At 45.3% G+C, this 26,007-nt stretch carries 24 protein-coding genes, 1 tRNA gene and 4 pseudogenes; 16 read left to right on the forward strand and 13 right to left on the reverse strand.

Annotated elements, in window-relative coordinates; all coding sequences use genetic code 11:
- Positions 1 to 45: 45 nt before the first annotated feature.
- The 5 genes and pseudogenes from NSQ19_RS04345 to NSQ19_RS04360 all read left to right on the forward strand — a co-directional run bounded on the left by NSQ19_RS04345 (position 46) and on the right by NSQ19_RS04360 (position 5,170).
- Positions 46 to 1,461 (forward strand): ISLre2-like element ISBco6 family transposase, encoded by a 1,416-nt coding sequence (locus tag NSQ19_RS04345; RefSeq protein WP_308928167.1) that lies wholly within the window; start codon positions 46 to 48, stop codon positions 1,459 to 1,461.
- 401 nt (positions 1,462 to 1,862) lie between these two features.
- Positions 1,863 to 1,955: pseudogene (locus NSQ19_RS15755) on the forward strand (Rpn family recombination-promoting nuclease/putative transposase); the annotation flags it as partial.
- A 72-nt stretch (positions 1,956 to 2,027) separates the two neighbouring features.
- A pseudogene (locus NSQ19_RS04350) lies at positions 2,028 to 2,789 on the forward strand (SDR family oxidoreductase).
- Positions 2,790 to 3,027: 238 nt separating this feature from the next.
- The gene (locus tag NSQ19_RS04355; RefSeq protein ID WP_061565369.1) at positions 3,028 to 3,927 is read left to right on the forward strand and encodes an ABC transporter ATP-binding protein; all 900 of its coding nucleotides are present in this window, start codon (positions 3,028 to 3,030) and stop codon (positions 3,925 to 3,927) included.
- Positions 3,920 to 5,170 carry an ABC transporter permease gene (locus NSQ19_RS04360; RefSeq protein ID WP_340702458.1) on the forward strand — a complete coding sequence of 417 codons (1,251 nt, stop codon included), beginning with the start codon at positions 3,920 to 3,922 and terminating at the stop codon, positions 5,168 to 5,170. The genes NSQ19_RS04355 and NSQ19_RS04360 overlap by 8 nt, the downstream gene beginning before the upstream one ends.
- Positions 5,171 to 5,597: 427 nt before the next feature.
- On the opposite strand, the gene NSQ19_RS04365 is transcribed toward NSQ19_RS04360, so the two are convergent.
- Positions 5,598 to 5,783: a hypothetical protein gene (locus NSQ19_RS04365; protein WP_013858831.1), complete on the reverse strand. Its 186-nt coding sequence runs from the start codon at positions 5,781 to 5,783 to the stop codon at positions 5,598 to 5,600.
- Positions 5,784 to 6,029: 246 nt separating this feature from the next.
- Here NSQ19_RS04365 and NSQ19_RS04370 point away from each other — a divergent pair, with 246 nt between their 5' ends.
- From NSQ19_RS04370 to NSQ19_RS04380, 3 genes are all read left to right on the forward strand, one after another.
- The gene (locus NSQ19_RS04370; protein WP_340702459.1) at positions 6,030 to 7,370 is read left to right on the forward strand and encodes a C1 family peptidase; all 1,341 of its coding nucleotides are present in this window, start codon (positions 6,030 to 6,032) and stop codon (positions 7,368 to 7,370) included.
- A 182-nt stretch (positions 7,371 to 7,552) separates the two neighbouring features.
- On the forward strand, positions 7,553 to 9,364 hold the full coding sequence (locus NSQ19_RS04375; protein ID WP_328005260.1) for a M3 family oligoendopeptidase: 1,812 nt from the start codon (positions 7,553 to 7,555) through the stop codon (positions 9,362 to 9,364).
- Positions 9,365 to 9,689: 325 nt separating this feature from the next.
- Positions 9,690 to 9,932, forward strand: coding sequence for a YkuS family protein (locus tag NSQ19_RS04380; RefSeq protein ID WP_014095682.1), 243 nt, complete (start codon positions 9,690 to 9,692; stop codon positions 9,930 to 9,932).
- A 259-nt stretch (positions 9,933 to 10,191) separates the two neighbouring features.
- Here the strand turns inward: NSQ19_RS04380 and NSQ19_RS04385 are convergent, their stop codons facing one another.
- The 3 genes from NSQ19_RS04385 to NSQ19_RS04395 are packed head-to-tail and all read right to left on the reverse strand — an operon-like array spanning position 10,192 to position 11,816.
- Complete coding sequence (locus NSQ19_RS04385; RefSeq protein ID WP_340702460.1) at positions 10,192 to 10,731, reverse strand: chromate transporter; 540 nt, start codon at positions 10,729 to 10,731, stop codon at positions 10,192 to 10,194.
- On the reverse strand, positions 10,728 to 11,327 hold the full coding sequence (locus NSQ19_RS04390) for a chromate transporter (RefSeq protein ID WP_340702461.1): 600 nt from the start codon (positions 11,325 to 11,327) through the stop codon (positions 10,728 to 10,730). The genes NSQ19_RS04385 and NSQ19_RS04390 overlap by 4 nt, the downstream gene beginning before the upstream one ends.
- 12 nt (positions 11,328 to 11,339) lie before the next feature.
- The gene (locus NSQ19_RS04395; RefSeq protein ID WP_340702462.1) at positions 11,340 to 11,816 is read right to left on the reverse strand and encodes an Lrp/AsnC family transcriptional regulator; all 477 of its coding nucleotides are present in this window, start codon (positions 11,814 to 11,816) and stop codon (positions 11,340 to 11,342) included.
- Positions 11,817 to 11,954: 138 nt separating this feature from the next.
- Between NSQ19_RS04395 and NSQ19_RS04400 the strand changes: the two are divergent.
- Positions 11,955 to 12,080 (forward strand): annotated as a pseudogene (locus NSQ19_RS04400) (amidase family protein); the annotation flags it as partial.
- A gap of 368 nt (positions 12,081 to 12,448) precedes the next feature.
- Here the strand turns inward: NSQ19_RS04400 and NSQ19_RS04405 are convergent.
- Positions 12,449 to 12,589 carry a hypothetical protein gene (locus NSQ19_RS04405; protein ID WP_014095675.1) on the reverse strand — a complete coding sequence of 47 codons (141 nt, stop codon included), beginning with the start codon at positions 12,587 to 12,589 and terminating at the stop codon, positions 12,449 to 12,451.
- 87 nt (positions 12,590 to 12,676) lie between these two features.
- Here NSQ19_RS04405 and NSQ19_RS04410 point away from each other — a divergent pair, with 87 nt between their 5' ends.
- Positions 12,677 to 13,795: an RNA-guided endonuclease InsQ/TnpB family protein gene (locus NSQ19_RS04410; RefSeq protein WP_014096213.1), complete on the forward strand. Its 1,119-nt coding sequence runs from the start codon at positions 12,677 to 12,679 to the stop codon at positions 13,793 to 13,795.
- Here NSQ19_RS04410 and NSQ19_RS04415 read toward each other — a convergent pair.
- The 3 genes from NSQ19_RS04415 to NSQ19_RS04425 all read right to left on the reverse strand — a co-directional run bounded on the left by NSQ19_RS04415 (position 13,790) and on the right by NSQ19_RS04425 (position 15,374).
- Positions 13,790 to 14,164, reverse strand: coding sequence for a phage integrase SAM-like domain-containing protein (locus NSQ19_RS04415; protein WP_052301516.1), 375 nt, complete (start codon positions 14,162 to 14,164; stop codon positions 13,790 to 13,792). The genes NSQ19_RS04410 and NSQ19_RS04415 overlap by 6 nt on opposite strands.
- A gap of 135 nt (positions 14,165 to 14,299) precedes the next feature.
- Positions 14,300 to 14,372, reverse strand: a tRNA-Val gene (locus NSQ19_RS04420).
- 120 nt (positions 14,373 to 14,492) lie between these two features.
- The gene (locus NSQ19_RS04425) at positions 14,493 to 15,374 is read right to left on the reverse strand and encodes a PocR ligand-binding domain-containing protein (RefSeq protein WP_340702463.1); all 882 of its coding nucleotides are present in this window, start codon (positions 15,372 to 15,374) and stop codon (positions 14,493 to 14,495) included.
- A 316-nt stretch (positions 15,375 to 15,690) separates the two neighbouring features.
- Between NSQ19_RS04425 and NSQ19_RS04430 the strand changes: the two genes are divergently transcribed.
- Positions 15,691 to 16,914: an acetate/propionate family kinase gene (locus tag NSQ19_RS04430; RefSeq protein ID WP_340702464.1), complete on the forward strand. Its 1,224-nt coding sequence runs from the start codon at positions 15,691 to 15,693 to the stop codon at positions 16,912 to 16,914.
- 86 nt (positions 16,915 to 17,000) lie between these two features.
- On the opposite strand, the gene NSQ19_RS04435 is transcribed toward NSQ19_RS04430, so the two are convergent.
- Positions 17,001 to 18,101 (reverse strand): 5-methyltetrahydropteroyltriglutamate--homocysteine S-methyltransferase, encoded by a 1,101-nt coding sequence (locus NSQ19_RS04435; protein WP_340702465.1) that lies wholly within the window; start codon positions 18,099 to 18,101, stop codon positions 17,001 to 17,003.
- 72 nt (positions 18,102 to 18,173) lie between these two features.
- Between NSQ19_RS04435 and NSQ19_RS04440 the strand changes: the two are divergent.
- From NSQ19_RS04440 to NSQ19_RS04450, 3 genes and pseudogenes are all read left to right on the forward strand, one after another.
- Positions 18,174 to 18,395, forward strand: a pseudogene (locus tag NSQ19_RS04440) (IS1380 family transposase); the annotation flags it as partial.
- Between the two features lie 174 nt (positions 18,396 to 18,569).
- Entirely contained in the window at positions 18,570 to 18,716 is a 147-nt protein-coding gene (locus NSQ19_RS04445; protein WP_340702466.1) for a hypothetical protein, read from the forward strand.
- Positions 18,713 to 19,558, forward strand: coding sequence for an NAD(P)-dependent oxidoreductase (locus NSQ19_RS04450; RefSeq protein WP_340702467.1), 846 nt, complete (start codon positions 18,713 to 18,715; stop codon positions 19,556 to 19,558). Before NSQ19_RS04445 ends, NSQ19_RS04450 begins: the two co-directional genes overlap by 4 nt.
- Before the next feature lie 310 nt (positions 19,559 to 19,868).
- Here the strand turns inward: NSQ19_RS04450 and NSQ19_RS04455 are convergent, their stop codons facing one another.
- Positions 19,869 to 20,072, reverse strand: a complete 204-nt coding sequence (locus tag NSQ19_RS04455) for a hypothetical protein (RefSeq protein WP_061575443.1) — start codon at positions 20,070 to 20,072, stop codon at positions 19,869 to 19,871.
- A gap of 150 nt (positions 20,073 to 20,222) precedes the next feature.
- Here NSQ19_RS04455 and NSQ19_RS04460 point away from each other — a divergent pair, with 150 nt between their 5' ends.
- A complete protein-coding gene (locus tag NSQ19_RS04460; RefSeq protein WP_340702468.1) occupies positions 20,223 to 21,626 on the forward strand; it encodes an MFS transporter in 1,404 nt (467 codons plus the stop codon).
- A 521-nt stretch (positions 21,627 to 22,147) separates the two neighbouring features.
- Here the strand turns inward: NSQ19_RS04460 and NSQ19_RS04465 are convergent.
- Together NSQ19_RS04465 and NSQ19_RS04470 are read right to left on the reverse strand one after the other, a co-directional pair.
- Positions 22,148 to 22,909: a 2-keto-4-pentenoate hydratase gene (locus NSQ19_RS04465; RefSeq protein ID WP_340702469.1), complete on the reverse strand. Its 762-nt coding sequence runs from the start codon at positions 22,907 to 22,909 to the stop codon at positions 22,148 to 22,150.
- 219 nt (positions 22,910 to 23,128) lie between these two features.
- Complete coding sequence (locus NSQ19_RS04470; protein WP_013858874.1) at positions 23,129 to 23,563, reverse strand: Rrf2 family transcriptional regulator; 435 nt, start codon at positions 23,561 to 23,563, stop codon at positions 23,129 to 23,131.
- Positions 23,564 to 23,738: 175 nt separating this feature from the next.
- On the opposite strand from NSQ19_RS04470, the gene hmpA reads away from it, so the two are divergent.
- Positions 23,739 to 24,950 carry an NO-inducible flavohemoprotein gene (hmpA, locus tag NSQ19_RS04475; RefSeq protein WP_340702470.1) on the forward strand — a complete coding sequence of 404 codons (1,212 nt, stop codon included), beginning with the start codon at positions 23,739 to 23,741 and terminating at the stop codon, positions 24,948 to 24,950.
- Positions 24,951 to 25,246: 296 nt separating this feature from the next.
- Here hmpA and NSQ19_RS04480 read toward each other — a convergent pair whose 3' ends face one another.
- Entirely contained in the window at positions 25,247 to 25,999 is a 753-nt protein-coding gene (locus NSQ19_RS04480) for a sulfite exporter TauE/SafE family protein (RefSeq protein WP_013858876.1), read from the reverse strand.
- Positions 26,000 to 26,007: the final 8 nt, after the last annotated feature.

A 26,007-nucleotide genomic window follows, 5' to 3' on the forward strand; every position in this document is an offset into this window, starting at 1 on the left:
TAATTGTACACTTCAAGATGAACATCTAGAGAGAGAGGTCTTCCCATGGATATTATATCAATAATTGCTGGATTATTAAAGGATACAAAGAGTCTTATCGAATTTGAAGAACAGCTTAAACTTCTGATGCAGAAGGCTTTTACACAATGGGTTGGGGAAATATTTGAAGAGTTAGATAAAACAATTAAACAGGAGAAGTTAGAGGAGGGCTGGGTGTACTGCCGGAGTGATAACAGAAACATTCAGTTTCTATTTGGAAGTGTGACCTTTAAACGCTCATTAATGCATGACAAGAGAGGAAATTCCCATTATCCTCTGGATGAATGGTTAGGGCTGGTACCACACCAACGATACAGCCCGTTAGTGGAATTAAAGGTGGCAGAGTTGGCAAGTGAGAACACCTATCGGGAAGTAGCTGATATTTTAAAAGAGTGGACAGCAGTGAGTCTTAGTCACACAACTGTAGGGAACATGGTAAAACACGTAGGGAAAACTCAGGCGGAAGCCGATAAGGCACTTGTAGAAGAGCTAGAAATAGCTGTTTCCCTGCCTGAGGGGAAGAAGGTAGACTACCTGTTTTCTGAAGCAGATGGTGTATTCGTTCGGGGACTAAAAAAGAAACAGAGTATGGAAGTCCACCACGCCATTCTCTATGAGGGATGGCAAACCAATGGTAAAAGGGTCTCCCTGCGTCAGCCCACAGTCATCATGACAACGGAAGCCATCCAGACATTTTGGGATGAAGTCCAAGCCACAGCTGCCAACACCTACTCCCTCGAAAAAACGCATGTCATTACAAACAGTGATGGAGGTGCGGGATACACAGCTGAACGGTTTCAAACAGCTTTCTCACAGTCGGAATTTCCGGTGCTCAACCAGCTGGATACCTACCACGTTGCACAAGCCATCATAAGGACATTTGGGGGCGGAAAGAGCGAGATCAAGGAGCAAATTAGAAAAGCGATTAGAACGCATGACCTGGACCAATTCACGTTATATTTGGATACGCACGAAAGCACCTTGACGGATAAAAAGGCTCTCAAGAAAATCAAGGAATTCCGTTCGTATATCTTGAAAAACTGGGACCGCATTTTTGACTGGAGAGACAGGGTGAAAAACGTGCCGGAAGGTGCGAGAGGCCTAGGAGCGATGGAATCGAATCAAAGGCATATCTCCTTCAGGATGAAAAAAAGGGGCATGCATTGGAGTGAACTTGGCGCAGAAGCCATGGTGAAAATCAAACAAGGCATACTCAATGGGACATTGAGAGAAGTCTATCTGAAACACCGTTCAAGAAGCGAGAGAAAGCAACGGAACTTGAAACAATTAATCAGGATGTCTCAACTACTCAAGCAGCCTGTACGCCCGTCAGTGGGCGTAAAGCACGGATCAGTTGCCCTGCATTCAAGCAGTTCATCGGCAATGGGACATTTAAGCAAAATATTAGAGCTTTCGTTTTAAGCTTGGCTCAGTGGGGACTGATCGTTGAGGCGCGCGAAATTTACGAGACTCCTGCGGGAAAAGCGAGCCAGGAGAGACCCCGCAGCGAGGTACGAGCGAGGAGGCTCGCCGGCCGCCCGCGGAAAGCGAGTGAATTTCGCGCGCCTCAACATCCCCGTTATCCATCTTTATACGGAAATATTACATCTTTTCCGAAAATTACACCGAGCAAGTAAAGCACGGTAGCCGAAAGTGTACAAAAAGAGTGTCTTGGAATACCCGATATTTAAACCTTGTCGAGAAAAACTTGACACATACTTTGTAAAAAATCCTGTTGACACCAGAAATAATTTCAGATAATATCAAATTAATAGTTTTATTCTATTAAACCCTCGCAAAAAACCCCGAAAGGAAGGATCTTCATGACAAAAGAATACCTTGACCTCAAAATGGACTTTATGTTCAAACAGCTTTTCGGCCACCCGAGCCGCAAAAATATCACGATTGCCTTTTTGAAACGATAGGATATAATATTTGTGAGCGCCTTCACGAATAAATGGAAGCGCATTCATAAAGGAGCGGGAATGATGGCAAAACTGGATGGAAAAGCTGCGGTTGTAACAGGTGCTGCCTCCGGTATGGGCAAGGCGATTGCAGCTCTTTACGCAAAAGAAGGAGCAAAGGTGGTGGCATCCGACCTCAATTTGGAAGGTGTGCAGCAGACGGTTGCTGAAATAGAAGCTGCAGGCGGCACGGCTCTGGCAGTCCAAGCCAATGTGGCGAGCGAAGAAGATGTGCAACATTTGATGGATACCGCTGTGAAAGAGTATGGAACGCTCGATATTCTTGTCAACAATGCGGGGATCATGGATAATATGGTGCCGGCGGGGGATCTGACAGACGCCCTGTGAGAAAGGGTGTTTGCTGTCAACACAACCGGGCCGATGCGTACGATCCGCAGATCACTCCCGATCTTTATTGAAAAAGGAAACGGCGTCATTATCAATGTCGCTTCTGTCGGCGGGCTGAACGGGTCGCGGGCCGGCGCCGCTTATACGGTATCCAAACACGCGGTGATCGGGTTGACGAAAAATGTCGGATTTCAATACGCACTGAAAGGGATCCGCTGCAATGCGATTGCGCCAGGCGGGGTGGAAACGAATATCGGCACAACAATGAGCGAACCGAATGCTTTCGGGCTTGAGCGGGCCATGTCCGGGTCGGCAAACAACCCGAGGACCGGAAAACCGGAAGAAATTGCAACTGTCGCCCTGTTCCTTGTTTCAGACGATGCTTCCTTCGTAAATGGCGCAGTGATTACGGCAGATGCCGGGTGGACGGCTTATTAAGCTTAAAAAGAGCAGCGGGAAAATATAGAAAAACCCGCTGCTTTTTTGAAAAGATTGTTTGCTAAATGAACGAAATGAGTTAGCTGGAAAATTGTAAAAATGCATCCACCAAAGGGGCGGCAGCAAGCCATTGAAAAGGCTGCTGTTTTTTGAATGTATGGATCATCAGGGGGAAACTTAAAAATTTTTGAAACCTTTCCGGCTGGTTTGCGTACGTACGAACAGAGGAGGGGGAATCATGTCCTTGATACTGGAACGTGTGACGAAAAAATTTGGAGCGTTTACAGCGGTAAACGATTTGTCGTTAATGATCCCGGAAAAGGAGCTGTTCGGTTTCTTAGGGGCAAACGGAGCCGGAAAAACGACGACTTTCCGGATGATCCTTGGTTTATTAAAACCGAATGAAGGAAACATCACCTGGAACGGGCGCAAAATGGATTACACATTGAGCCCGGAAATCGGGTATTTGCCGGAAGAACGCGGGCTGTATCCAAAATTAAAAGTAAAAGACCAGCTTGTTTACCTTGCACGGCTGCGCGGGATGGGCAAACAGGATGCGGTGAAAGAACTGAAATACTGGCTCGGCCGTTTCCGTGTTGAAGAATATTTGGATAAACGGGTGGAAGAGCTGTCAAAAGGAAACCAGCAGAAGATCCAGTTTATCGCTGCTGTCCTACATAAGCCGAAGCTGCTGATTTTAGATGAGCCTTTCAGCGGCCTTGACCCGGTCAATGTGGAAACGTTAAAAACAGCGGTCGCAGAACTGCGGGATCAGGGCGCGACCATTGTGTTTTCAAGCCACCGGATGGAACATGTTGAAGAACTTTGCGAGCATTTGTGCATTATGCATCATGGCAGCCCGGTTGTGCACGGTGAACTGAGAGAGGTCAAACGTGCATTCGGGAAACAAAATGTTGTGATCCATGCTGATTTTGATCTGGAATTTTTACGTGCCTTTCCGGGTGTCGTACGATTTAAGAAAACGGCGCTCGGGGCGGAGCTGCAAATTGACCGGATGGAAGCGGCGCAAAAAATTTTGGATGAAATCAACGGAAAAGGTTTCATCCGCAAGTTTGCGCTTGAAGAACCATCTCTTAACGATATTTTCATAGAAAAGGTGGGGGCTTCCTATGAATAGGTTCGGCATTTTAATCGGCCATGCCTATATGACAAAACTAAGAACCAAATCCTTCGTGATCACGACGGCCATTTTGCTCGTCGCTGTCCTTCTGATGGGGAACATAAACCGGATGATTGATATGTTTGCCGGCAGCAAGCAAAAAAAGGTTGCGGTTCTGGATAAGACGAACAACCTGTACGGGCCGCTTAAGCAGCAATTAAAAACCGTTGATAAAGATATCCGGCTTGTGCAGGCCGAAAAAAGCGAAAGTGCGTTGCGGAAAGAAGTATTAAAGGAAAAATATCAAGGGTATGTTGTTTTATCGCTTGACGCAGCCGGCATGCCGAAAGCGGTCTATAAAGCCCCTAATCTTGCCGATACCGGGACCACGGACAGTCTTGAGCAGGCGCTGCAGGCTGTAAAAAGCAATATGGCGGCAGGAAAATTGAAGCTTTCGCCTGCCGGGCTTTCGCTTTTAAACAGCCCCGTATCCTTTAAAAGTGTCAATCTGGAGCGGGATGCAAAATCCGAAGCAGAACTGGCACAGGCGAGGGGGCTTGTCTATATTTTGCTGTTTGCGATTTATTTTGCGGTCATTTTTTACGCCAGTGCGGTCGGGATGGAAGTGGCGACTGAAAAAGCTTCACGCGTGATGGAAATCTTAATTTCGAGCGTGCCGCCTGTGCAGCAGATGTTTGCGAAAATCATCAGCGGCGCCCTGCTCGGTTTGACACAGATGGCGGTGCTCCTTGCCGCCGCTTACGCCACGATCAAACAAAATATCAATCACTTGACGGGCGGCTTTTTTTCTGTGTTTGGATTTTCGGATATAAAGGTTTCAACGATTGTGTATGCCGTGGTGTTTTTCCTGCTCGGGTATTTGCTGTATGCCACGTTAGCGGCTTTTCTCGGCTCGCTTGTCAGCCGGATTGAAGATGCCCAGCAGATGATGATGCCAATGACGTTTCTTGTGATGATCGGTTTTTTCCTTGCGATGGCAGGGCTTGGAAACCCTTCTGCCGGCTATATTACCGTTCTTTCGTACATTCCGTTTTTTACGCCGATGCTGATGTTTTTGCGGGTCGGCATGCTCGACTTGCCAGTATGGGCAGGGCTTTCGGGCGTGGCGGTTATGGTTGTCACGATTGTTTTCATGGCGATAGCAGGTGCGCGCATCTACCGCGGCGGCGTGCTGCTTTACGGCAAAAGCAATTCGTTGAAAACCATTCTGAAGGCGCTGCAAATGTCAAAAGAAGCCTAATCCTGCCAGTTTGAATTCTCCCCTCGTTGGATAAACTGAATGTAACAGAAAGTCCGTCAGAGGGGAGCGTTTTATTTTGAAATCAAAAAGAGTCGTCTTTGGTACCATTGTGCTTTTTCTTGTCGTCATGGTGCTTGCCGGTTACTTTATTTGGTTCAGCAAATAAAGCTGCATTACATAGATTTGCGATGAAGGTCCGGGGGCTACCCCGGATTTTTTATGCCCTGGTGGCAAAGCTCGCGCAAGGCGGATTGTCTGGAAAATGTTTATAAACATATTTTGCTTGATACGCACCGGTACGGACAGGCGCTTCTGCTTGCACAAGGCCCAGTCCGGATGTTTCGCGGCATCGGCTGCCGGCTGAAATATCCTTCCAACTGAATAAAAGCGGATTTTCCATTTGCAGGAAATCCGCTTTATTGAAACGTTAGATACTCTTTTTCATCCCGCATCTCCGGCATTCACGCAGGAACACGCCATGTTTGACCGATGACTTAAAGTGGCTGTAACCGCAATTGTCACAGCGCCCTGGGTGGACGTCGGGCATCTCTTTATAATCATAAACAATGCTTGTATCATAACCTTTTGTTTCATAATCTTTTTCTTCACTCATCTGCCATCACCCCGTTTGAGTCTTTCTCGTAAAACAGCATACCATAATTTAAAAAAATGTGTGAAAGGAACAGACGAAAAAGCCTTCCTCACCGAACAGCGGGACGAACAAGTGGAAAAGTGAAAAGGAAATATCGCCCAATTGTGTCCCGTTTCAGAATTGCAGGCTTTTCAAAAACGCAAAATTGTCTTATCTGATTGAAAAAGGCGTATAATAAAAAAGAACTTAATGGAAAGGAAGATTTAAATGGCAAAAGACATTACACGGGAAATGGCGGAGCGGTTTTCCCGACAAATCCGCGAACTGCCGCAAAACAAAGTGATTCAAAATGCAATGATGAAAAACGGGATAAAGGCCGCGGCAATCAACAATGATGCTGTGGTTTCTATGAATCACGTATTCTCCCACGAAATTGAAACGGGGAAAGTATCAAACCAGAAACAAAGCGGGCGCTGCTGGATGTTTGCCGCCTTAAACACGTTTACGCATAAGTTGAATGCCAAATTCAGATTGAAAGACTTTGAGCTTTCGCAAAACTATACGAATTTCTGGGATAAATTTGAAAAATCCAATTACTTCCTGGAAACGATGATTGAAACCGCAGACGAACCTGTAGAAGGACGGCTCATTTCCTGGCTGCTTGAAACCCCGCAGCAGGACGGCGGACAGTGGGATATGCTCGTCGCGCTCATTAAAAAATACGGCGTTGTGCCAAAACAGGTTATGCCGGAAACCTTTAACAGCAGCAACTCGCGCGAACTCAATTCGCTTTTAAATGCCAAGCTCCGCGAAGATGCGGTGAAACTGAGAAAAATGCACGCAGCAGGACAGCCGGAAGAAGAATTGCGGCAGGCGAAAGAAGGCATGCTTGCAGAAGTTTACAAATTGCTGGCCTTTGCACTCGGTGAGCCGCCGAAGACATTTGATTTTGAATTCCGCGATACCGACAAACTGTTCCATCGCGAGCAAAACATTACACCACAGGCATTTTTTGAGAAATACGTCGGATTTGATCTCGACCAATACATCAGCATTATCAATGCGCCAACAAGCGACAAACCATACGGCAAAACGTATACAGTGCAGTATTTGGGCAATGTGGTTGGCGGCAAACCGGTTAAATATTTAAATGTTGATATCGAAACCTTTAAATCGCTGGCCGTAAAACAGCTGAAGGATAACCGCAGTGTCTGGTTCGGCTGTGATGTTGCCGCATCCTCAGACCGGAATAAAGGCATCATGGATACCAGCCTCTTCGATTTGGAAAAAGCTTTCGGATTTTCGTTCGGCATGACCAAAGCGGAACGGCTCGATTATAAAGACAGCGTGATGACGCACGCAATGGTATTGACCGGTGTCAACCTCGTTGACGGCAAACCGGACAGATGGAAAGTGGAAAACAGCTGGGGTGAAAAAGTGGGCAAAGACGGTTATTTTGTCATGAGTGACGCCTGGATGGATGAATATACGTACCAAATCGTCATTGACAAAAAATATTTGCCGGAGGAATTGCAAAAAGCATGGGAACAAGATCCGATCGCCCTGAAACCTTGGGATCCGATGGGGTCTCTTGCCTGGATGCATTAAACAAAAAAGCGCGGTTGATATAGCCGCGCCTTTTAAGTATGCAAATGTCCACTTGGCGTTTTAAAAATGCAAAACATTCCCCCAAAAAAAGATCCGGCCCTGAAATTTTTTACCGTGATTGTAAATATATTGGTATTTTGTGCGGTACCCTGTAAAATGGAAGAAAGAAAGGAGTTGCAAATATGAAATATAAGAATACTTGGGATCTGGATGCCGTTATTCCGGGCGGCACAAAATCGCCGGAATTGCAGGAAAAACTGCGCGGGCTGAAAGAAGAAATCGGGCAGTATAAAAGCCGACTCGACGGATGGGCATTTTCGAAAGACCCGTCTCCGGAGCCGTTTAAAGCCATCCTGAAAAAACAGGAAGAGATCGAAAAAGGGCTCAGCCAGTCTGCGACATTTGTGCAAATGTGGCATGATGCCTATATGGATGATGACTATGCAAATGTCGTGATGGGCCAAATCATGGATTTGTACAGCGAGATGCAAAAGCTCGGGACCACTTTTCAGAAAAAACTGGTGGCCATTTCGGACGAAGACTGGAAAAAGTTTTTACAGGACAAGGAATTGAGCGAAGTCTCCTTTGCCCTCAATGAAATGCGCGATGAAGGAAAACGGCTCTTGTCGGAAGAAGAGGAAAAGCTGATTGCCGATCTCAACCAGGACGGGCTGGCCGGCTGGAGCAGATTGTATGACACAGCTGTTTCCGTTATGACAATCCCGTTTACGGACAAAGAAGGCAAGACGGTATCCTTATCCGTCGGCCAGGCGATGAACCGGATGTATGCCGACCCGGATCCAGAAGTGCGCAAACAGCTGTTCGAAAACTGGGAAGCGGCATGGGAAAAATATGCGCCGGTTTTTGCCGATACGCTCAACCACCTGGACGGGTACCGGATTACGCTGCAAAAAGCCCATGGCAGGAAGTCTTTTCTCGAAGAGCCGCTTGAATACAACCGGATGTCTGAAGACACGCTTCATGCGATGTGGAAAGCCGTTTCTGAAAACAAGCAGCCGTTTGTCGACTTTCTCAACCAAAAAGCAAAAATTTTCGGGATGGAAAAACTCGGCTGGCAGGATGTTGATGCGCCGGTTGCACTCGGCGATATGAAACCGGCCCGATTTACATATGATGAAGCGTGCGATTTTGTCATCCAACATTTTGCTTCTTTCGGGCCGAAACTGTCTGCATTTGCGAAACACGCCCTTGAAAACCGCTGGGTAGAGGCGGAAGACCGGCCGAATAAACGCCCGGGCGGCTATTGTACCAGTCTGCCGGAGTTTGAAGAGTCGCGGATTTTTATGACATTTACCGGCTCCACAAATGATGCAAGCACGTTGGCGCACGAACTTGGCCACGCCTTCCACAGCCATGTCATGCGCGATTTGCCGCGTTTGAACCGCGAATACGCGATGAACGTGGCCGAAACGGCGAGCACCTTTGCAGAAACGATCATCGGCAATGCGACTGTCGCCAATGCAAAGTCAAAGGAAGAAAAAGTTTCTTTATTAAATGCAAAGCTTGAAAATGCAACGGCTATGTTTTTAAACATCCATGCCCGCTTCCTGTTTGAAAAAAGTTTTTACGAAGAGCGTTCAAAAGGCATTGTGTCCGAACAAAGGCTCAATGAACTGATGGAAAAGGCGCAAAAAGAAGCGTATGCCGGTAGCTTGTCCGGCTACCACCCGCATTTCTGGTGCAGCAAGCTTCACTTCTTTATTGACGATGTGCCGTTCTACAACTTTCCGTACACATTCGGTTATTTATTCAGCCTTGGCATTTACACCGAATTTTTGAAGAATCCAGATGGCTTTGAAGACAAATATATTGCCCTTTTGCGCGATACCGGCCGGATGAAGGTGGAAGATCTTGCCAAAAAACATCTTGGCGTTGATCTGACAAAACCGGACTTCTGGGAAGCCGGCATTAACCTTATGGCAGAAGATGCCCGCGAATTTATCCGGCTTTCGGACGAATTGCTCGGCAAGTAAAGGCGCACGCCAAAAAAGCCGCACAGTTGGCAAAACTGTGCGGCTTTTCAATACGGGGCATGATGAATATATTCAAAAATGCGGAGAGGATTTTTAAATATACAAATGAAAAGCGGAAGAACACAAAAATATTTTTGCTGCCGCCGCACGGGAATTGACGTGTGCCAAAAAGATATCGGCTATTTCAGTAAAACCGGGAGACATGATACAGAAATCAACCGGGTTCTCAGCACCATTAAAAAATAAAAAGCATCCGTCTGCGACCGGGAAAAACATGTTTTTTCTAAAATCAGATGGGTACGATAAAAAAAGGGAGGTGTTAACCATGGCTGTAATAATCGGTGTAGAAGAGGCTTTGACAAATGTCCAGGAAGCGCTGCGCGATAAAGGATATGAAGTGAAAACCATTAAGAACGAACAAGATGTACAAGGTTGTGACTGCTGTGTTGTAACCGGCAGCGAGATGAACGCAATGGGGATCAATGACACGATGACAAAGGCGCCTGTCATTGATGCAAAAGGCATGTCTGCTGAAGATATTGTAAAAGAAGTGGCGAGCAGAATGTAAAAAGCGCCCATTTCCCGGCACTTTTTATTTTTTATTGTTTTGCGATCCGCCCGTCACATTGTTGACTGCATTTGAAGTTGCATCCACAGCGTTCATCGCCACATCTTCTGTCGTTTCCAGCCCTTTATGGACAGCATGAAAAGCTGTGAATGCTAAACGGCCGGGAAAAGTGAACATAGTAAAAAACCTGGATGCCTGATGAAGCAGGCATCCAGGTTTTTTAAAGAAAAATGTGTGGGAACTTTCTCCTTCTATCCCGTTACACTATATGCTGAAGCACAATGCCGCCATAGATGAATGCCGCGCAAATAACAAGGGCAGGGTGAACTTTCCGGATATTCATGGCCCAGAAAGCGACGGCGGCGATGCCAAGTGACTGCCAGATGCCGATTTGGCTGAAAGAACTTTTCGCCATCTGCCACGTCAGCACCACCATCATAATGGTGATGACCGGCTGCACAAGCAGGGACATCCCTTTCACAACAAGAGACTGGCGGTATTTGTGCAATACTTTCAGCAACACAATCAACGCCACGGCAGACGGCAATATCGTTCCGGCAAGAGCCGCTAACAGCCCTGTCCACCCACCGGCCCCGTAGCCGACGAATGCGGCAATTTTGGTTGCGATCGGGCCCGGGAGCGCATTGCCGAGTGCCAGCATATTGGAAAATTCGCTGTCATTCAGCCATCCGTAATGCGTAACAATTTCATGGTACATCAACGGAATGGAGGACGGCCCCCCGCCGTAGCCGAGGATATTTGCAATAAAAAAACCAAGCATTAACTGGAACCAGATCATCCCGCTTCATCCCTTTTCTTCTTTTTTTCATTTTTCCTCCATTTTGCAACGAGACGAAAGTGGATGCTTCCGTACGCAAGAAAAATCAGAATGACAATAGCCGGGTGGAGATGGATCGTCTCAAGCAGGAGAAAGGAAATCACAAACATGGCGATTCCGAGAACCTTTCCAAGCCCCTTGACCGTTTTTTCCCCAAAGTCGTAAGCCATCTGGCCAAGCATGACGGCAACAACCGGCATGACCCCTGCAATCATTCCGGCCACAATCTTGGAATGGCTTAGTACCGATACAAGCGACAGCAACGCAATCATGGCGATGCTGCTCGGAAGAATATGGATTAAAATGGCGAACACGGCGCCGGTTGTCTTTTTCAACTTGTACCCGAGGTAAGCGGCCATTTTTGTCGCAATCGGGCCCGGCAGCGCGTTTGCAATTGCCAATGTTTCCCCGAACTCGTCGTCATCCAGCCATTTGTACCTTGTCACTGCCTCATACCGGAAAAGTGGCATGACAGACGGGCCGCCGCCATAGCCGAGAATGCCGGTCCTAAGCATTGCCATGGCAAGCTGGGCATAAGTATTTTGCTGTTTTTCCACAATGCAACCCCCTTACAGTTTCATTCCAATCCGGCTTTTATAACGTTTGAGTAAAATCTGGCAATCGACACTCATAATGGCGGGCAGCGGATATAACCGCTCTTTAAGAAACAGTTCCATTTCCTGGTTGTCTTTAAATAAGCCGTGCATATGAAGTTTGCTGGGTCCTGACATATGATAAAGGCTTGAAACCGACGGATCTTTGGCCAATGTTTCGGCCACTTCCTGTAAATGTTTCGGCTCTACTTCAACATTAAAAAAAGCGGACTGGTGAAGGCCGATTTTTTCAGGGTTCACGACGGCGGTAAAACATTCAATCACACCATCTTCAACCAGGGAATGGACGCGTGATTGAACAGCCACACGGGAAAGTTTGATTTCCTTTGCCAAATCTGTAAACGATATTCTGCCATTTCCGTTTAAAAGCTGGATAATTTGGCGGTCAATTTCATCCAGCTGAACGGCGGCACCATCATATTGCCTGGGCATAGACCCCTCTCCTTTATTTCAAAATGTAAGCAAATCCTTATCTATAAGTATCTATATGTATTAATATACTGAAAAAGCGAACGAAATACAATCTATTTTGAAAAATGAATGACAAAATGAAAATAGCCGTTTTGAAAGGGAGAAAATGTTCACTACGGCACTCCGGCCAATCCTGTTCTGAAAGATCGTATTCCCGGAGGATCATCCAGCGGTTCCGCAGCCGCTGCAGCAGCCGGGTGCACAGATTTTGCAATTGGGACAGACCCAGTACATAGTCGCGGAAGTCTGTGAATCTCCTTTTATTCGGAACGTCAAACGCTTCATTTCTTCCGGTGTTAAGATTGTGATTTTTTCCTGCGGCTCCGGTACGTTAGTAACGCCGTGGGTCGGGTTGGTGTCGAGTAAACCTTCGCTGACAAGGCAGCGGAAGAACACTCGAAGCGTTTTCAACCGTGTGTTTATCGAGCTAGGCGAAAGCCCTGCTGTTTGTTGTGCTGCCGTCTTGAACCGGTGGCCTTCGTATTTAATTTTAACGGCTTTCCGAAAGAAGTCTCCCATCCTCAAGGAATGTGAAGGTGCGAATAGCACCAATGAGTAGGTGGGAGATGAATTTCGGTTGGCTTTAGCCAAAGTTATTTTTCCAATCCTTTTCTCAACAATTCTAAGATTGCGCCTGTTCTAGTTGGAATCCCATTTTCTTTTTGATATTGCTCCAATTTTTCTAATATCGTCTTAGGCATACGAATTTCTACACGTTCTTTCTCTTCTCTCATGATTATCACCTCATATTGATTGTACGGATTTTTTACGATATAATCAATATATACGAAATTTTTCCGCACAAAGTGAGGTGAATTGATATGGCCAAGCAAAACAAAGCTTTCAAGTTTCGTTTGTTACCAAACAAAGAACAATCCGCATTATTAGCTAAGACATTTGGTTGTGTTCGCTTTGTCTACAATAAGATGTTAGCTGAACGCAAAGAAACGTATGAAAAGTTCAAGGATGATAAAGAATTGCTTAAAAAGCAAAAGTTTCCGACTCCTGCAAAATATAAAAGTGAATTTCCATTCCTAAAAGAAGTGGATTCTTTAGCTTTGGCAAATGCACAAATGAACTTACAGACTGCTTATAAGAATTTCTTTGAAGGAAATGCGGATTTTCCAAAGTTCAAAAATCGTAAAGCAAAACAATCCTATACAACTAATATGGTCAACGGAAATATTAAGCTAGAAAATGGTCATATCAAACTGCCAAAAATCAAAAAGCCAATAAAAATGAAACAGCATAGAGAGATACCTGCTGATTATAAAATCAAATCTTGCACTATTTCTAAAACAAAGACAGGCAAGTACTACATTTCAATTTTGACAGAATATGAGAAAGATATTCGTCCAGTTAACATACAGAAAGTTGTTGGTTTGGATTTTGCTATGGATGGTCTATATGTCGAGAGTGAACAGGGTAAGAAAGCCAATTACCCACGTTACTATCGGCAAGCCTTAGATAAATTAGCAAAAGCACAACGAATTCTTTCTCGAAGAAAGAAAGGTTCTGCACGTTGGAACAAGCAACGACTAGTAGTGGCTAAGTTACATGAGAAAGTGGCGAACCAACGCATGAATTTTCTTCATCATAAGTCAAAAGAATTAGCTTCTAACTTTGATGCTGTCGTGATTGAGGACTTGAACATGAAAGGGATGTCTCAAGCCCTTCACTTTGGGAAAAGCGTTCATGATAACGGCTGGGGTATGTTCACTACTTTCTTAGCGTATAAGCTAAAAGAACAGGGGAAACAACTTGTGAAAATTGATAAGTGGTTTCCCTCCACTAAGAAGTGTTCATGTTGCGGCAAGGAAAAAGAAATGCCATTATCTGAACGTGTATATAAATGTTCTTGCGGCTTTGTATTAGATCGCGATCACAATTCAGCAATCAATATCAAAAATGAGGGATTACGCTTATTAGCGTTATCATAAGTAACAAAACTCTTGGAACAAGAGGGTTAGCTCGGTCAGTTTTCGTTGGCTAGTAAAAGCAACGATAAGTCGAGAAGCCCCCACTTCAATCAAACCGTAAGGTTGATAAGTGGAGGGTAGTTCACTGACTTCCGTTTGCATGTAACGGATATAGTCGCGTATGGTATTACGGGTGATATCGGTAATGTTACGAGGAATACCGCGTTTGTCCAAAAAAACAGCAAAATATTGGTAATTCTCGCGGTATTGTTTTAACGTGCCAGGCGCGCGGCCTTCGGCAGTTTTAATCGTGTAGAAAATTTCGAACAGGTTATCGAGGTTTGTTGCCATCTTGCGATCATCTGTTTTGCGGTTATTTTTACGCATCAAAAACACGCCTCCTAAATGAAGCGTGTAACATACCGGGTGACGGTAACCGTAACCGTTCGGACAAGTCACCGACTATGTCAGCGGTCATGAAAAAAGCGCCAAACCGTTGATACGTACGGATTGACGCTAGCAGGATGATTCCGACTGGTCTCGAACCAGCGACCTCCACCCTGTCAAGGTGGCGCTCTCCCAGCTGAGCTACGGAATCGTATTCATCTCTGTCGGACAATATTTAGTATATAAGGAACGGGTTGTGTTGTCAATCAGTTTTTTTAAAAAAAGAATAGAAATCCTGCCTGAAAAAAGGGGGGCTCCTTCATGCTTATTGTCATCCTTTCTTACGGGACATCGCCCTGTAGCTGGTCGGGGTGGTTTGGTAATACCTTTTGAACACTTTGCTGAAATAACTGATCTCCCGAAAGCCCAGGCTGTGCGCAATATAAGAAACCGGCAAGTCATCGTTGGCAAGCATGTCTTTCGCTAGATTCATTTTTTGGCGGTTGACAAAAGAAACAAATGTTTCGCCGGTTTCCTTTTTGAAAAGTTTGCTGAAATAGTACGGGCTTAAATACACATGGCCGGCGACTTCTTCCAAAGTGACAGGCTGGTGAATGTGTTTCTGGATATATTTCAGGGCTTGCTTTATTTCTTTCTTGGACCGGGCATGTTTTTTGGCTTGGGCCGCTGGTTCTTTCGCCGGTTTTGCTTCTTCTTCATTTAAAATGGATGGCAAATAGTATGCTGACAAAGTACTTAACACTTCGGCAGAAGCAGATAACTTTTCTAAAGAAAAAACCGGAAGTTTGCTGTAGGCGGCCGCAAAATCATGGCGGGAAGACAGATCAAGCGGTTTTTGCTGCAAAAACTCTTTCACTTGATTTTCATCATCTTCCAGGCGTACCTGCCCGCTAATGATAAAACCATAAAGCGTGTTTTCCTGGCTTTTTACCGGAACCGCAAAATCCGCGAGGCCCGCATGGCACCTGTAAATACACGGCTGCCCGTTTTTCATTGTTTCAAATCCGCCGAATTTCGCACATGTTTGGCAGTGTTTCCGGAGATGCGGAACTTGCCGCATGATTTGGCAGACAGGCGGGAATTGATCATCATCCGAAATTTCTTTTCCGTCAATATCCACATAAACCGCTGTGAGGCCGGTCGCAGAAGAAAACATTTCCATTACTTTTTCGATCTGTTGTTTGTTTGCCATTTCACAAAACCCCCGTTTTCAAAAAAGCAATCATTTAAGCGGTTGCAAAATTCTGTTCAAAGCTGAACAAAAAAATACAAATGAATCATTTGCCATGCAAAAAGGCGGGAAAGCGCAAACATTGGTTTCTAGCCTCATTATAAATGAAAGCGCAACAAAAAAATATCATTTTCCGTATTTTCAACAGAATTTGATGCCGGAATAGGCAAATTTGTGACAAAGGGTTTCTTTATACTTGTATTATAAGGAAACGCATATAAATATTTGTGAAATAAATCACATGAATGATAAGTTTGTTATTTCGGAGGGATATAATATGAAAAAAATAATGGCCATTAATGCAGGCAGTTCTTCATTAAAATTTAAAGTTTTCAATATGCCGGATGAAAGTATTTTAATTGAAGGGGTGTTTGAACGAATCGGATTCGACGCACCTGAGGTTTCATATAAAATCAACGGTTTCCGCCAAAAAGAAAAACCGCCGATTCACGATCACCGTGACGCTGCGGATTATTTGATTGAAATTCTTTTAAAAAACCATATTGTCGATGATTTAAATGAAATTTCAGCTGTCGGCCACCGGATCACACATGGCGGTTCTGACTTTTCGGATTCTGCCGTACTGGACCGTACAGTGATTCAAAAAATTGAAAATCTGTGCGAACTGGCGCCTTTGCATAATCCGGCTGGGTTGCTCGGAATCAGGGCTTTTATGAAAAGGATTCCTAAAGCTTGTGCCGTAGCCGTGTTCGATACCGCTTTCCATCAAACGCTTGCACCTGAAACGTATTTGTATCCGGTACCTTTGAAATTATACAATCAATATCATATCCGGAAATACGGCTTCCATGGAACCAATCATCAGTATGTTGCCAATGAAGCAGCCCTGCTTCTTGAAAAACCATTGAAAGACTTGAAAATCATTTCCTGCCATTTAGGAAACGGTTCCAGTATTTGTGCAATTCAAGGCGGAAAATCTGTCAATACTTCAATGGGCTTTACCCCGCTGGCCGGATTGATGATGGGAACGCGTTCCGGTACAATTGATCCTTCCATCCTTCCATTTATCATGAAAAAAACAGGGCACACCATTGATGAAATGATGGATATGTTCAATAGAGAGTCCGGCTTGCTCGGCATTTCCGGGATTTCAAATGATTTCCGCGACGTGGAGCTGGCAGCAAAAGCCCATAATGAGCAGGCGGAATTGGCAATCAAAATGTTTGTGAATCGTGTGACAGAATGTGTCGGCGGTTATGTTGCATTGATGGGCGGGGTGGATGCCATTGTGTTCACGGCAGGGATCGGGGAACATTCTGCCTCCGTCCGGCAAGCAGTGGTGTCCAATTTAGCCTATCTTGGGGCAAAATTGGATTTCCGGTCAAACGAAGAAAACGGGCCGTATATTCATACCCCTGATTCAAAAGTGTCTTTACTGGTCATTCCGGCAAACGAAGAATTGATGATTGCACGGGATACCTGGCGCTTAAGTGAAGGGCAAGCCGCGCGTTTGCCCGAAAAACAAACAGTGAGGGTCTGAAAAAGCGGCAATTTAAAAAAGGACGATGCGGTAAAACGATCGGCGCATCGTCCTTTTTTGCTGGAAAACAGAACGCAACTTGCCAGCTATTCCCAAACTTCTCCGGCAATCTTTACCACGTGCGCTAGTTTTGCCCATTGTTCTTCCTCAGTAAGCAGATTGCCTTCTTCAGTGGAGGCAAAACCGCATTGCGGGCTGAGACAAAGCTGTTCAAGCGGGACATACTTGGAGGCTTCGTCGATTCTGCGCTTCACATCGTCCGCATTTTCAAGCTCGCCGAATTTGGAAGTGACAAGGCCGAGCACAATTTGCAGGTCTTTCCTTTGTACATGGCGTAAAGGTTCGAATCCGCCGGCGCGGTCGCTGTCATATTCTAGGAAAAAGCCGTCGATATTGAGGCCGTTAAATAGCGTTTCGGCGACCGGTTCATAGCCGCCGGAAGCAATCCATGTCGAGCGAAAATTGCCCCGGCAAATGTGCATCGTAACTGTCAAATCTTCGGGTCGTCCGCTGACAGCTTCATTTATGGTGCGTGCATAAAGTTTTTCCAGATGGTCTGGATTCAGTCCGCGGGCTTTCAGCTGTTCTTTTTGTTCATCGGAGCAAAGGTATGCCCATGCTGTATCATCGAGCTGCAAATAGCGGCAGCCGGCATCGTAAAAAGCGGCAATCGCTTTTTTGTAGGCTTTTCCAAGATCGTGGAAAAACAAATCTTCATCCGCCTGGTAACGCCCGTTTGCAATCTTGCCTCGGAAATGCAGCATGCTCGGGCTTGGAATGGTCATTTTAGGCATGTGGTCCCCGGCAATGCTATGTAAAAATTTATAATCGTCAATCATCGGATGGTCGGAAAAATCCAGATCCCCGATGATCCGGATGGAATGCGATTTCGTCTGCTTTTCTTTAAACTGGATGCCGCTCCCGGATTCGTATCCTTCCACACCAGTAAGATTTTCGAGAAAATCAAAATGCCAGTAAGCCCGGCGGAATTCCCCGTCCGTTACCGACTGCAGGCCGATTTCTTTCTGCTTTGCCACAATCCTTTTGATTTCCTCATTTTCTATTTCACGCAGCGCTTCTTTTGTGATTTCGCCTGATTCTTGCCGGCGGCGGGCCTGTTTCAACTTTTCCGGCCTGAGCAGACTCCCGACATGATCGGCGCGGAATGGCGGTATTGCTTTTGCCAATTGTATCCTCCCCTTTCTTGTAAATATTTAGAATGATAGCAAAAAAAGGAAGAAAAGTAAACTGCTTTTTGTCTGATTAAATTACTGGCGTACAATTTATTCGAGATCTTTAAAAAGGACCATTGCCCGGCTGCGTTCAAGTCCTATACCATCAGGCGGTTTCGAAGAGAGTTTATTTATTCGGCCGGCGTGCTGACGTCTCACAGCCGGAGGGTCTCATTGAACATTTGTGAGACATATGCCCACAAATGGGCATTCCGGAAAATGATTCAAAGTGTGCGCATGATTGATTGAGAGACAGGAACTGAATACTGGAAATTAAAAAGCCCGCAAAGGTGGGGAGGGGGAAAGTATACCTTCAACCACCTGAAATTATAGATTTGGATTCCATATTTTACATTTACTTCCACGTGTGTGGATTTTAGCTATCAAATCGCTGCACTTTCGTAATTTGGGTTTATTTTATATATGAGGAAAGTTGTTGTCTATGAGATGAGGGCGGATGAGTTCCCCTTATTTCAAAAATTCGCGAGAAAATTTGATTTGGACATCAAGTATATTGATGATGTGTTAACCCCTGAAACGGCAATGGAAGCAAAAGGCGCTGAAGCGTGACGATCCTTGGGAATTATCCGGTCGGCTCCGGGACTTTCAAGGCTTTAAGGGATGTCGGCGTGAAGTATATCGGCCTGAGGACTGCAGGATATAATCATATCGATCAGGAAGCCGCAAAAGCATATGGCATCCGTTTTTCGAATGTGGCGTATTCGCCTTATTGCGTGGCCGATTTTGCAACGATGCTGATTTTGATGTGTGTGCGGAAAGCAAACCAGATCTTAAGCCGTGTCGAGGCACAGGATTTTTCTGTGGAAGGGATTCAGGGCAGGGAAATGCGCAACTTAACGATCGGGATTATTGGCGCCGGCAGAATCGGCAGCATTGTTGCAAAAAATTTGTCCGGTTTTGGCTGCAACCTCATTGCACACGATACTGTTGAAAGGGATGAATTGCGCGGCATCCTGAAATATGTATCGTTGGATGAACTGCTGGAGGAAAGCGATGTGATTACCATCCACACCCCCTTGTTTGAAAGTACATACCATATGATTAACCAGGATCGTATTGCAAAAATAAAGGACGGCGTATGCATCATCAATTGTTCCCATGGTGCTGAAGTGGATACGTATGCGCTCATCGCCGGGATTGAGGCGGGGAAAGCCGGCGCTGCCGGGATTGATGTGCTGGAGGATGAGGAAGGAATTTTTCATTATGACCGCCGCACGGATATTTTGGACCACCGTCAGCTGGCCGTTCTGAGATCTTTTCCCAATGTGATCGTCACACCGCACACTGCGTTTTACACCGATCAGGCGGTTAGCGATATGGTGGAGATGGCGCTTACATCGCTTGTATCCTTTATGGAGACGGGGAAGAGCAGGTGGGAGATAAAAGTATGAAGAACATAAGCAGCTTTTTTATAATTGTGAGACAAAAATAGAAGTATTTAAGCACATATTGAATGACCATTTTACAGCATTGTTGTTGGCCTGATCCGTTGAAATAATGGGGGTAAGCTGATTTTTTGCGTTAATTTTTCGATTATGGTAAACTAATTAATAAATCGTTCAAAAAAGCTGTTGAGCGCTGTCCGGTTACTCATCCGTGATGTGTCCCGTCTTTAACGGCATTATAACCCACTTTCACTATTTAAGGTATAAAGAAGATAGGTGGGGAAACCAGTTGCCTGTAAAAATCTTTAGAGGCGCCTTAAGCCTCCGTTTCCCGTCCGCCACAGTCCATCTTAAGCCCTTTTTCACTTTGCTTACTGCACACTTGCCCGCTATCTTCGAGTTGTTTATCAATTTCTTGCACTTCATATGCCTGCCATCTATTCGGTGGTTTTTCTGGAAATATTAGCAGAAATGCCGAAGTATCGACGAGTGGTTTTTGAATTTCAATGATGATTCCCATTGCATTCGTCTGCGGGTTTTTGAAAAAGAAAACCAAAACAAATGCCGGAAGATGAAAAAATCTTTTATCAATGCAAGTATCAAAAAAACGAATCTTTATAGAAGGGAAGACAGATGCCGAAAACTATCATATAAGGAGTAGATTTGAAAAATGGTATTTAACAAGAAAAAAATTAACATCGTTAATATTCGACAAACGAAAAAAAGTGTGTTTGCTACGGGAGTAGGAAACGCGATGGAATGGTTTGATTTTGGCTTGTATTCTTATTTAGCGGTCATTATCAGCCAGAACTTTTTTAGTGCCGTGGAGAATGACGAGCTGAAATTAATCTTTACATTTGCCACATTTGCGATTGCCTTTTTAATGCGCCCTTTAGGCGGGATTATATTCGGCAGAATCGGAGATAAATATGGAAGAAAAGTCGTTTTAACCATCACGATTATTTTGATGGCCTTTTCCACACTCCTAATCGGTTTATTACCTACGTATGATCAAATTGGAATATGGGCCCCGGTGTTCTTATTAGTAGCCAGAATTATTCAGGGCTTTTCAACTGGCGGCGAATATGCCGGCGCCATGGTCTATATTGCAGAATCTTCCCCGGACAATAAGCGTAATGTGCTTGGAAGCGGACTGGAAATCGGTACGCTTGCCGGCTATATATTAGCTTCACTCCTTGCCAGTGCGCTCTTCATCACGCTAACTGACCAGCAGATGGTCACATGGGGCTGGCGAATTCCATTTTTGCTTGGCTTGCCTTTAGGGCTGGTTGGGTTTTACTTGAGAGCCCATTTAGAGGAAACACCCATTTTTGAAAATGAACTTTCCGAGGAAGGTATCCAGGAGGAAAGCTTCCTTTCGATTTTAAAAAACCATAAAAAGGACATTCTGGTATGTTTCGTATCTGTCGCATTCTTTAATGTTACAAACTATATGTTATTATCCTACATGCCATCGTATTTAGATGAGGTTATTGGTTTATCCGGTACAGCAGGGACGGTATTGATTACGCTGATTATGGTGATTATGGTCCCGCTTGCCTTATTGTTTGGGAAGCTCAGCGACAAAATTGGAAACAAGACGGTTTTAATCATGGGCTTGGGCGGGTTAACATTATTATCTGTCCTTGCATTTTACTTCATCAATATGAAGTCAATTATATTCATCTTTTTCGGCATTCTCATTTTGGGTATCCTGCTTTCAACTTATGAAGGTACGATGCCTGGTACTTTGCCAACAATGTTCTACACGGATATTCGGTACAGAACACTGGCTGTGACGTTTAATGTTTCTGTATCATTATTTGGCGGCACTACCCCGCTCATCTCAACATGGCTGGTCCACCAAACCGGCAATGCCTTGGCGCCTGCTTTCTATCTGACAATCTTTAGCTTTATCGGCTTTTTCGTCATACTATTCTTATTCCGCAGTACTTCCGGAAAATCTCTAAAGGGTTCGTACCCAACGGTGGCGACGAAGACGGAGTATAAAGAAGCTGTAGAAAATCCAAGGCATTCATTGTGGTGGCTGATGGAAAAAACAAGAAGAAAATAAGCACTTGTACAATTAAACGGCTGTAGGGAATTTGCATTACTTTATTTGCCGGAGATGGCAGGGCATGCCGGCTTTTTCCGGGTCTCGGCTCAGCCTTTAAACAGAAAAAGCGCCAAATCTTTTGGCGCTTTTTCTGTTGGCCAAGGCCCTTAATATTTGGCTGGAAGCGTTAAAAAACTGCAGAAAAGATTTTCTGCAGTTTTTTTACAATCAGGATGACATTGCCATGCCGCCGTTAATATGGATGCACTGCCCATTGTACCGTCCGGAAGGAATATAATTTTGTAAAACCATGGATCAACTGGCCGGTTATATGATCCCTTTCTCTTTTTGAAAACCCATTTTGCCTGTCTGGTGCGGCATGGACTGGGAACCCCGGCCGATTTTGAAAGCCATCCATTTTAAGTGGCGGGGGAAATCTGCAAACGCGGTTAATTTTAAACACGTGCCTGTAAAACATCTCCTGTTGGCATTGCCGGAGATGTTTTTTGCCGTTCATTATCTGTGCGGGTGCTTCATTCCTATTCTGTGACCGCCAACTTCACCGTGCCAATTCCTTCAAATTTTCCGCTGTATGTTCCGGCTTCCAGCGGCTTCGGCAGGACAAATGTGCCGGATGAGACAAACATGCCCGGTTCAAGCGCTGCCTGGTGTTCGCCCAGTTTTTTCAGCAGCCATTTTACGGCATGAAGCGGATGCCCCATGACAGCTGAAGATTTGCCTTCATCGAGCACTTTACCGTTAAGGAGCAATTGGCCATGGATATCATCAATATCGCGATATGTATAATCTTTGGCTTCCCCAAAAGCCACTTTTCCGCCGACAGCCCCGTCTGCGCAAACTTGTTCTTTTGGCATTTTAGGGAACCAGTCCTTGAATCGGGAATCAGGAATTTCCAATCCCGGCGCAACTTGTGTCTTTTGGATGATTTCTGCTTCAGACGCGTCTGCCGTAAGCCGCTCCTTTACAAGAAAAACCAATTCCAATTCGATCAATGGATGAAGCGTATCTTTGCTCAGGGATATATGGTTTGCCACTTGTTGATCTGTCAACTCGCCGTACAATGGTTCGCGTGCATCGAATAATGCCTGTGTTTCAGGGCTTGTCATGCTGATCTTATAACCTTTTAACGTTTCATGGTTTTCTTTTTTTGCTGCAGTAAAAGCATGCTGCATCCGGTAAGCCTCATCTAAATCGATGCCTGACGGAAAAATATCCTTGTTCAGCGCTTTTCCATTTTTGTAAGCATCATACAAAGTATTTAAAAAACCTTCCTTTAACATCGCCAAACCACCTCGTTAAAATTTTTATATTTATATAATTTATCTATCATTTTAACACTTTTTGGGAGCGATAGACAAAATTTTTTTGGAATGGACATTTTTCGGAATAAAAGGGAAATAAAGAGGGAGAGGGGGGACTTAAGCATAATAGTGGGGAAGGAAACGTTAAAAATTCCGGTTTAACCAGGGCCGGGCATTTCAAAAGTGCGGCCCTGGTTGTTAGTGTGCAAGCAGCTGCCGGTAGGACAGGGGGTCTTTTACTAAATCTTCCAGTGTATATTTGTCGAGCACGCGGAGATAAGCGACGAGGGCTTCGTTTAGAACATGCTTTAATCCGCAAACGGGGGAGATGATACAGGCAGAGGCCCCATCTTCCATACATTCCACCAATTTAAAATCATCTTCTGTTATGCGGATCAGTTTCCCAACGTTTATTTCGCGGGGATGTTTGTTCAGGCATATGCCGCCTCCCCTTCCGCGCACTGTTTTCACCAGCCCGAGCTGGCTTAACTCGTATGTGATTTTCATTAAATGATTTTTTGAGATGTTGTAGGCATCCGCGATTTCTTTGATGCTGGCTAATTTTCCTTCTTCCAATGAAGCGAGATAGATTAATTCGCGCAAAGCATAATCAGAGTAATGGGTTAAACGCATTGATATCACCTGCCAACCCCATTATACCTGTTCCCGCCGAAAATGGCGTTCATTTTTTTCCTTTCCAGAAAATGTGACAACATTATTAAAGATATATTTAAAATATTGCTTTAAAAACGAAGAAGCACTATCTTAAAGATATATTTTAAATACTACTATTTGGAGAGTGAAAATCATGTTATCGCAGAAAACCATTGAGATCGTAAAATCAACTGTGCCCGTATTAAAAACACAGGGGACGGACATTACTACATACTTCTATAAAACGATGTTTGCCGCACACCCCGAGCTGCTGAATATTTTTAATCAAACGAATCAGTCACAGGGAAGGCAGCAAACAGCACTTGCCAATGCTGTATTAGCGGCTGCTTCTTATATTGACCATTTGGAAACGATCTTGCCGGTTGTGGAACAAATTGCGCACAAACACCGCGGCCTGGGCATTCAACCGGAGCATTATCCGATTGTCGGGGAATTTCTGCTGAAAGCCATTAAAGAAGTATTAGGAGATGCGGCCACGGAAGAGGTTTTGCAGGCTTGGGCTGAAGCATACGGATCCATTGCCGACGTTTTCATCGAAGTCGAGAAAAAAATGTACCGGGAAGCGGAAACCAAAAGAGGAGGATGGGAAGGCTTTAAACCGTTCACAGTTGTAAAAAAAGTAAAAGAAAGCAATGCCATTACGTCCTTTTATTTAAAACCGGCGGACGGGGGCCCGGTGCCGTCCTATCTTCCGGGACAATATCTCACGCTGAGAGTAAAAATTCCGGGTGAGACATACTTGTTTAACCGCCAGTACAGCCTTTCATGCGGGCCGGGACATGAGTACTTCCGGATTTCGGTGAAACGGGAAGCGGATCATGAACCAAATGGAAAGGTGTCAACGTATTTACATGATCATGTCAAAGTGGGGGATGAGCTTGAGATCAGCGCACCGGCCGGCGTCTTCACACTTACCGATGAACCAGCACCGGTTGCCCTGATCAGCGGCGGGGTCGGCCTGACGCCGCTGATGAGCATGCTGGAAGCTTTAGCGGATGCCGGCTCTAAACGCGAAATCCATTTTATTCATGCTGCCCGCAATGAAGATTTCCATGCTTTTAAAGCGGAAGCAAAACACCATATTGAAAAGCTTGAAAACGGGCATTATTATTTCGGGTACGGGCATCCCCTTTATGAAAACAGCGGCTGCGATTTCACAGGCCATCTTTCCAAAGCGTTTTTGGAAAAAATGGTAACCGCGCAAACGGTTTGTTATATTTGCGGTCCGGTCCCATTTTTGAAAAATGCGGTGCGAATTTTAACGGAGCTTGGCGTGGCCAAAGAAAATGTCCGTTATGAATTTTTTGGGCCGGCAATCGAACTGGCTCCGGCTGCAGCCGTTTAAACGAGCGGGGGGAAGAGTGAAAGGCTCATTTTTTTTTGCCGGGACATCGTTTTCGGCCAGAACCAGCAACTTTTTGGACGGGACAGCGGATTTTCAAGAGAGGATAAATCCTCGCGTTTTTAAAGCGGGAAAAAGGGGCTGTCCCATTTTGGCTCGTGCGCTGATGATCGATGAAATTCATGAAACGCTTGCGGGAATAGTGGCTGAATTTCACCATCATAAACACCAAACTGGATCATCCTTTCAAAATGAAGGGGCTCCCATCAATCGTTTAACGGTTTTTGGGAGCCCCTTTTTCAAAAAATCAGCAGCAAGCTTGCGACAATTGGAACGGCAATCATCGAAGACTTGAGCAGCGGGACGGGGGCGCGGTTTGTAAATTTGGCGCCGATGTATGCGCCGGACATTGTGCCGATGACGACTTCCACGAGCAGCCCGAGATCCAGTGTCCCTTGCTGGAAGCTGGCGAGTCCGCCGCCTATTGCAATCGGGATAATGACCATCATGGTTGTGCCGGCAGCCTGGCGGACAGATAAGCCGAGAAGGATCATTAAGCCAAGCTGGATAAATGGCGTCGAGCCGATCCCGAACATCCCTGAGAGCGCCCCGGTTACGATGCCGAGCAAAAGCGAGCGGGCCACAAAACGGGGCCCGGACGGAATGCTTTTTGCCTGGATGGATTGCTTTTGCAGCAAAAACATTCTGAGCCAAAGCAGAAAGGCTGAGAACATGAGCATGCCGGCGGTGAGCCATTTTAGTTCGCCGCTTGCAATATGCGCGGAGACATGGGATCCGGCCCAGGCTCCGGCAGCGCCTATGATGCCGGTTGTAATGCCTGCTTTAATGGAGACATTGCCTTCTCGGTAATGGCTTACCGCCCCAGAAAATGAAGAAAAGATCATGGCTGTTAAAGCAGTCGCAAGCGCGGTATGGATCGAAACGCCGAATAAAATTGTCAGCAGGGAAATGATAAAGCCCGCACCGCCTGCGCCGATAAATCCTAAAATAAGTCCGGTTAAAAACATTGTAATCAAAATGGAAACATGCATGGAAAAGC

The sequence above is a fragment of the Weizmannia sp. FSL W8-1119 genome, assembly GCF_038008605.1.
GTDB lineage: Bacteria > Bacillota > Bacilli > Bacillales > Bacillaceae_C > Weizmannia > Weizmannia coagulans.

Coding starts and splice junctions, on each gene's coding strand:
- NSQ19_RS04345 (WP_308928167.1), top strand. CDS start 46: ATGGATATTATATCAATAATTGCTGGATTATTAAAGGATACAAAGAGT.
- NSQ19_RS04355 (WP_061565369.1), top strand. CDS start 3,028: ATGTCCTTGATACTGGAACGTGTGACGAAAAAATTTGGAGCGTTTACA.
- NSQ19_RS04360 (WP_340702458.1), top strand. CDS start 3,920: ATGAATAGGTTCGGCATTTTAATCGGCCATGCCTATATGACAAAACTA.
- NSQ19_RS04365 (WP_013858831.1), bottom strand. CDS start 5,783: ATGAGTGAAGAAAAAGATTATGAAACAAAAGGTTATGATACAAGCATT.
- NSQ19_RS04370 (WP_340702459.1), top strand. CDS start 6,030: ATGGCAAAAGACATTACACGGGAAATGGCGGAGCGGTTTTCCCGACAA.
- NSQ19_RS04375 (WP_328005260.1), top strand. CDS start 7,553: ATGAAATATAAGAATACTTGGGATCTGGATGCCGTTATTCCGGGCGGC.
- NSQ19_RS04380 (WP_014095682.1), top strand. CDS start 9,690: ATGGCTGTAATAATCGGTGTAGAAGAGGCTTTGACAAATGTCCAGGAA.
- NSQ19_RS04385 (WP_340702460.1), bottom strand. CDS start 10,731: ATGATCTGGTTCCAGTTAATGCTTGGTTTTTTTATTGCAAATATCCTC.
- NSQ19_RS04395 (WP_340702462.1), bottom strand. CDS start 11,816: ATGCCCAGGCAATATGATGGTGCCGCCGTTCAGCTGGATGAAATTGAC.
- NSQ19_RS04405 (WP_014095675.1), bottom strand. CDS start 12,589: ATGAGAGAAGAGAAAGAACGTGTAGAAATTCGTATGCCTAAGACGATA.
- NSQ19_RS04410 (WP_014096213.1), top strand. CDS start 12,677: ATGGCCAAGCAAAACAAAGCTTTCAAGTTTCGTTTGTTACCAAACAAA.
- NSQ19_RS04425 (WP_340702463.1), bottom strand. CDS start 15,374: ATGGCAAACAAACAACAGATCGAAAAAGTAATGGAAATGTTTTCTTCT.
- NSQ19_RS04430 (WP_340702464.1), top strand. CDS start 15,691: ATGAAAAAAATAATGGCCATTAATGCAGGCAGTTCTTCATTAAAATTT.
- NSQ19_RS04445 (WP_340702466.1), top strand. CDS start 18,570: ATGAGGAAAGTTGTTGTCTATGAGATGAGGGCGGATGAGTTCCCCTTA.
- NSQ19_RS04455 (WP_061575443.1), bottom strand. CDS start 20,072: ATGGGAATCATCATTGAAATTCAAAAACCACTCGTCGATACTTCGGCA.
- NSQ19_RS04460 (WP_340702468.1), top strand. CDS start 20,223: ATGGTATTTAACAAGAAAAAAATTAACATCGTTAATATTCGACAAACG.
- NSQ19_RS04465 (WP_340702469.1), bottom strand. CDS start 22,909: ATGTTAAAGGAAGGTTTTTTAAATACTTTGTATGATGCTTACAAAAAT.
- NSQ19_RS04470 (WP_013858874.1), bottom strand. CDS start 23,563: ATGCGTTTAACCCATTACTCTGATTATGCTTTGCGCGAATTAATCTAT.
- hmpA (WP_340702470.1), top strand. CDS start 23,739: ATGTTATCGCAGAAAACCATTGAGATCGTAAAATCAACTGTGCCCGTA.
- NSQ19_RS04480 (WP_013858876.1), bottom strand. CDS start 25,999: ATGCATGTTTCCATTTTGATTACAATGTTTTTAACCGGACTTATTTTA.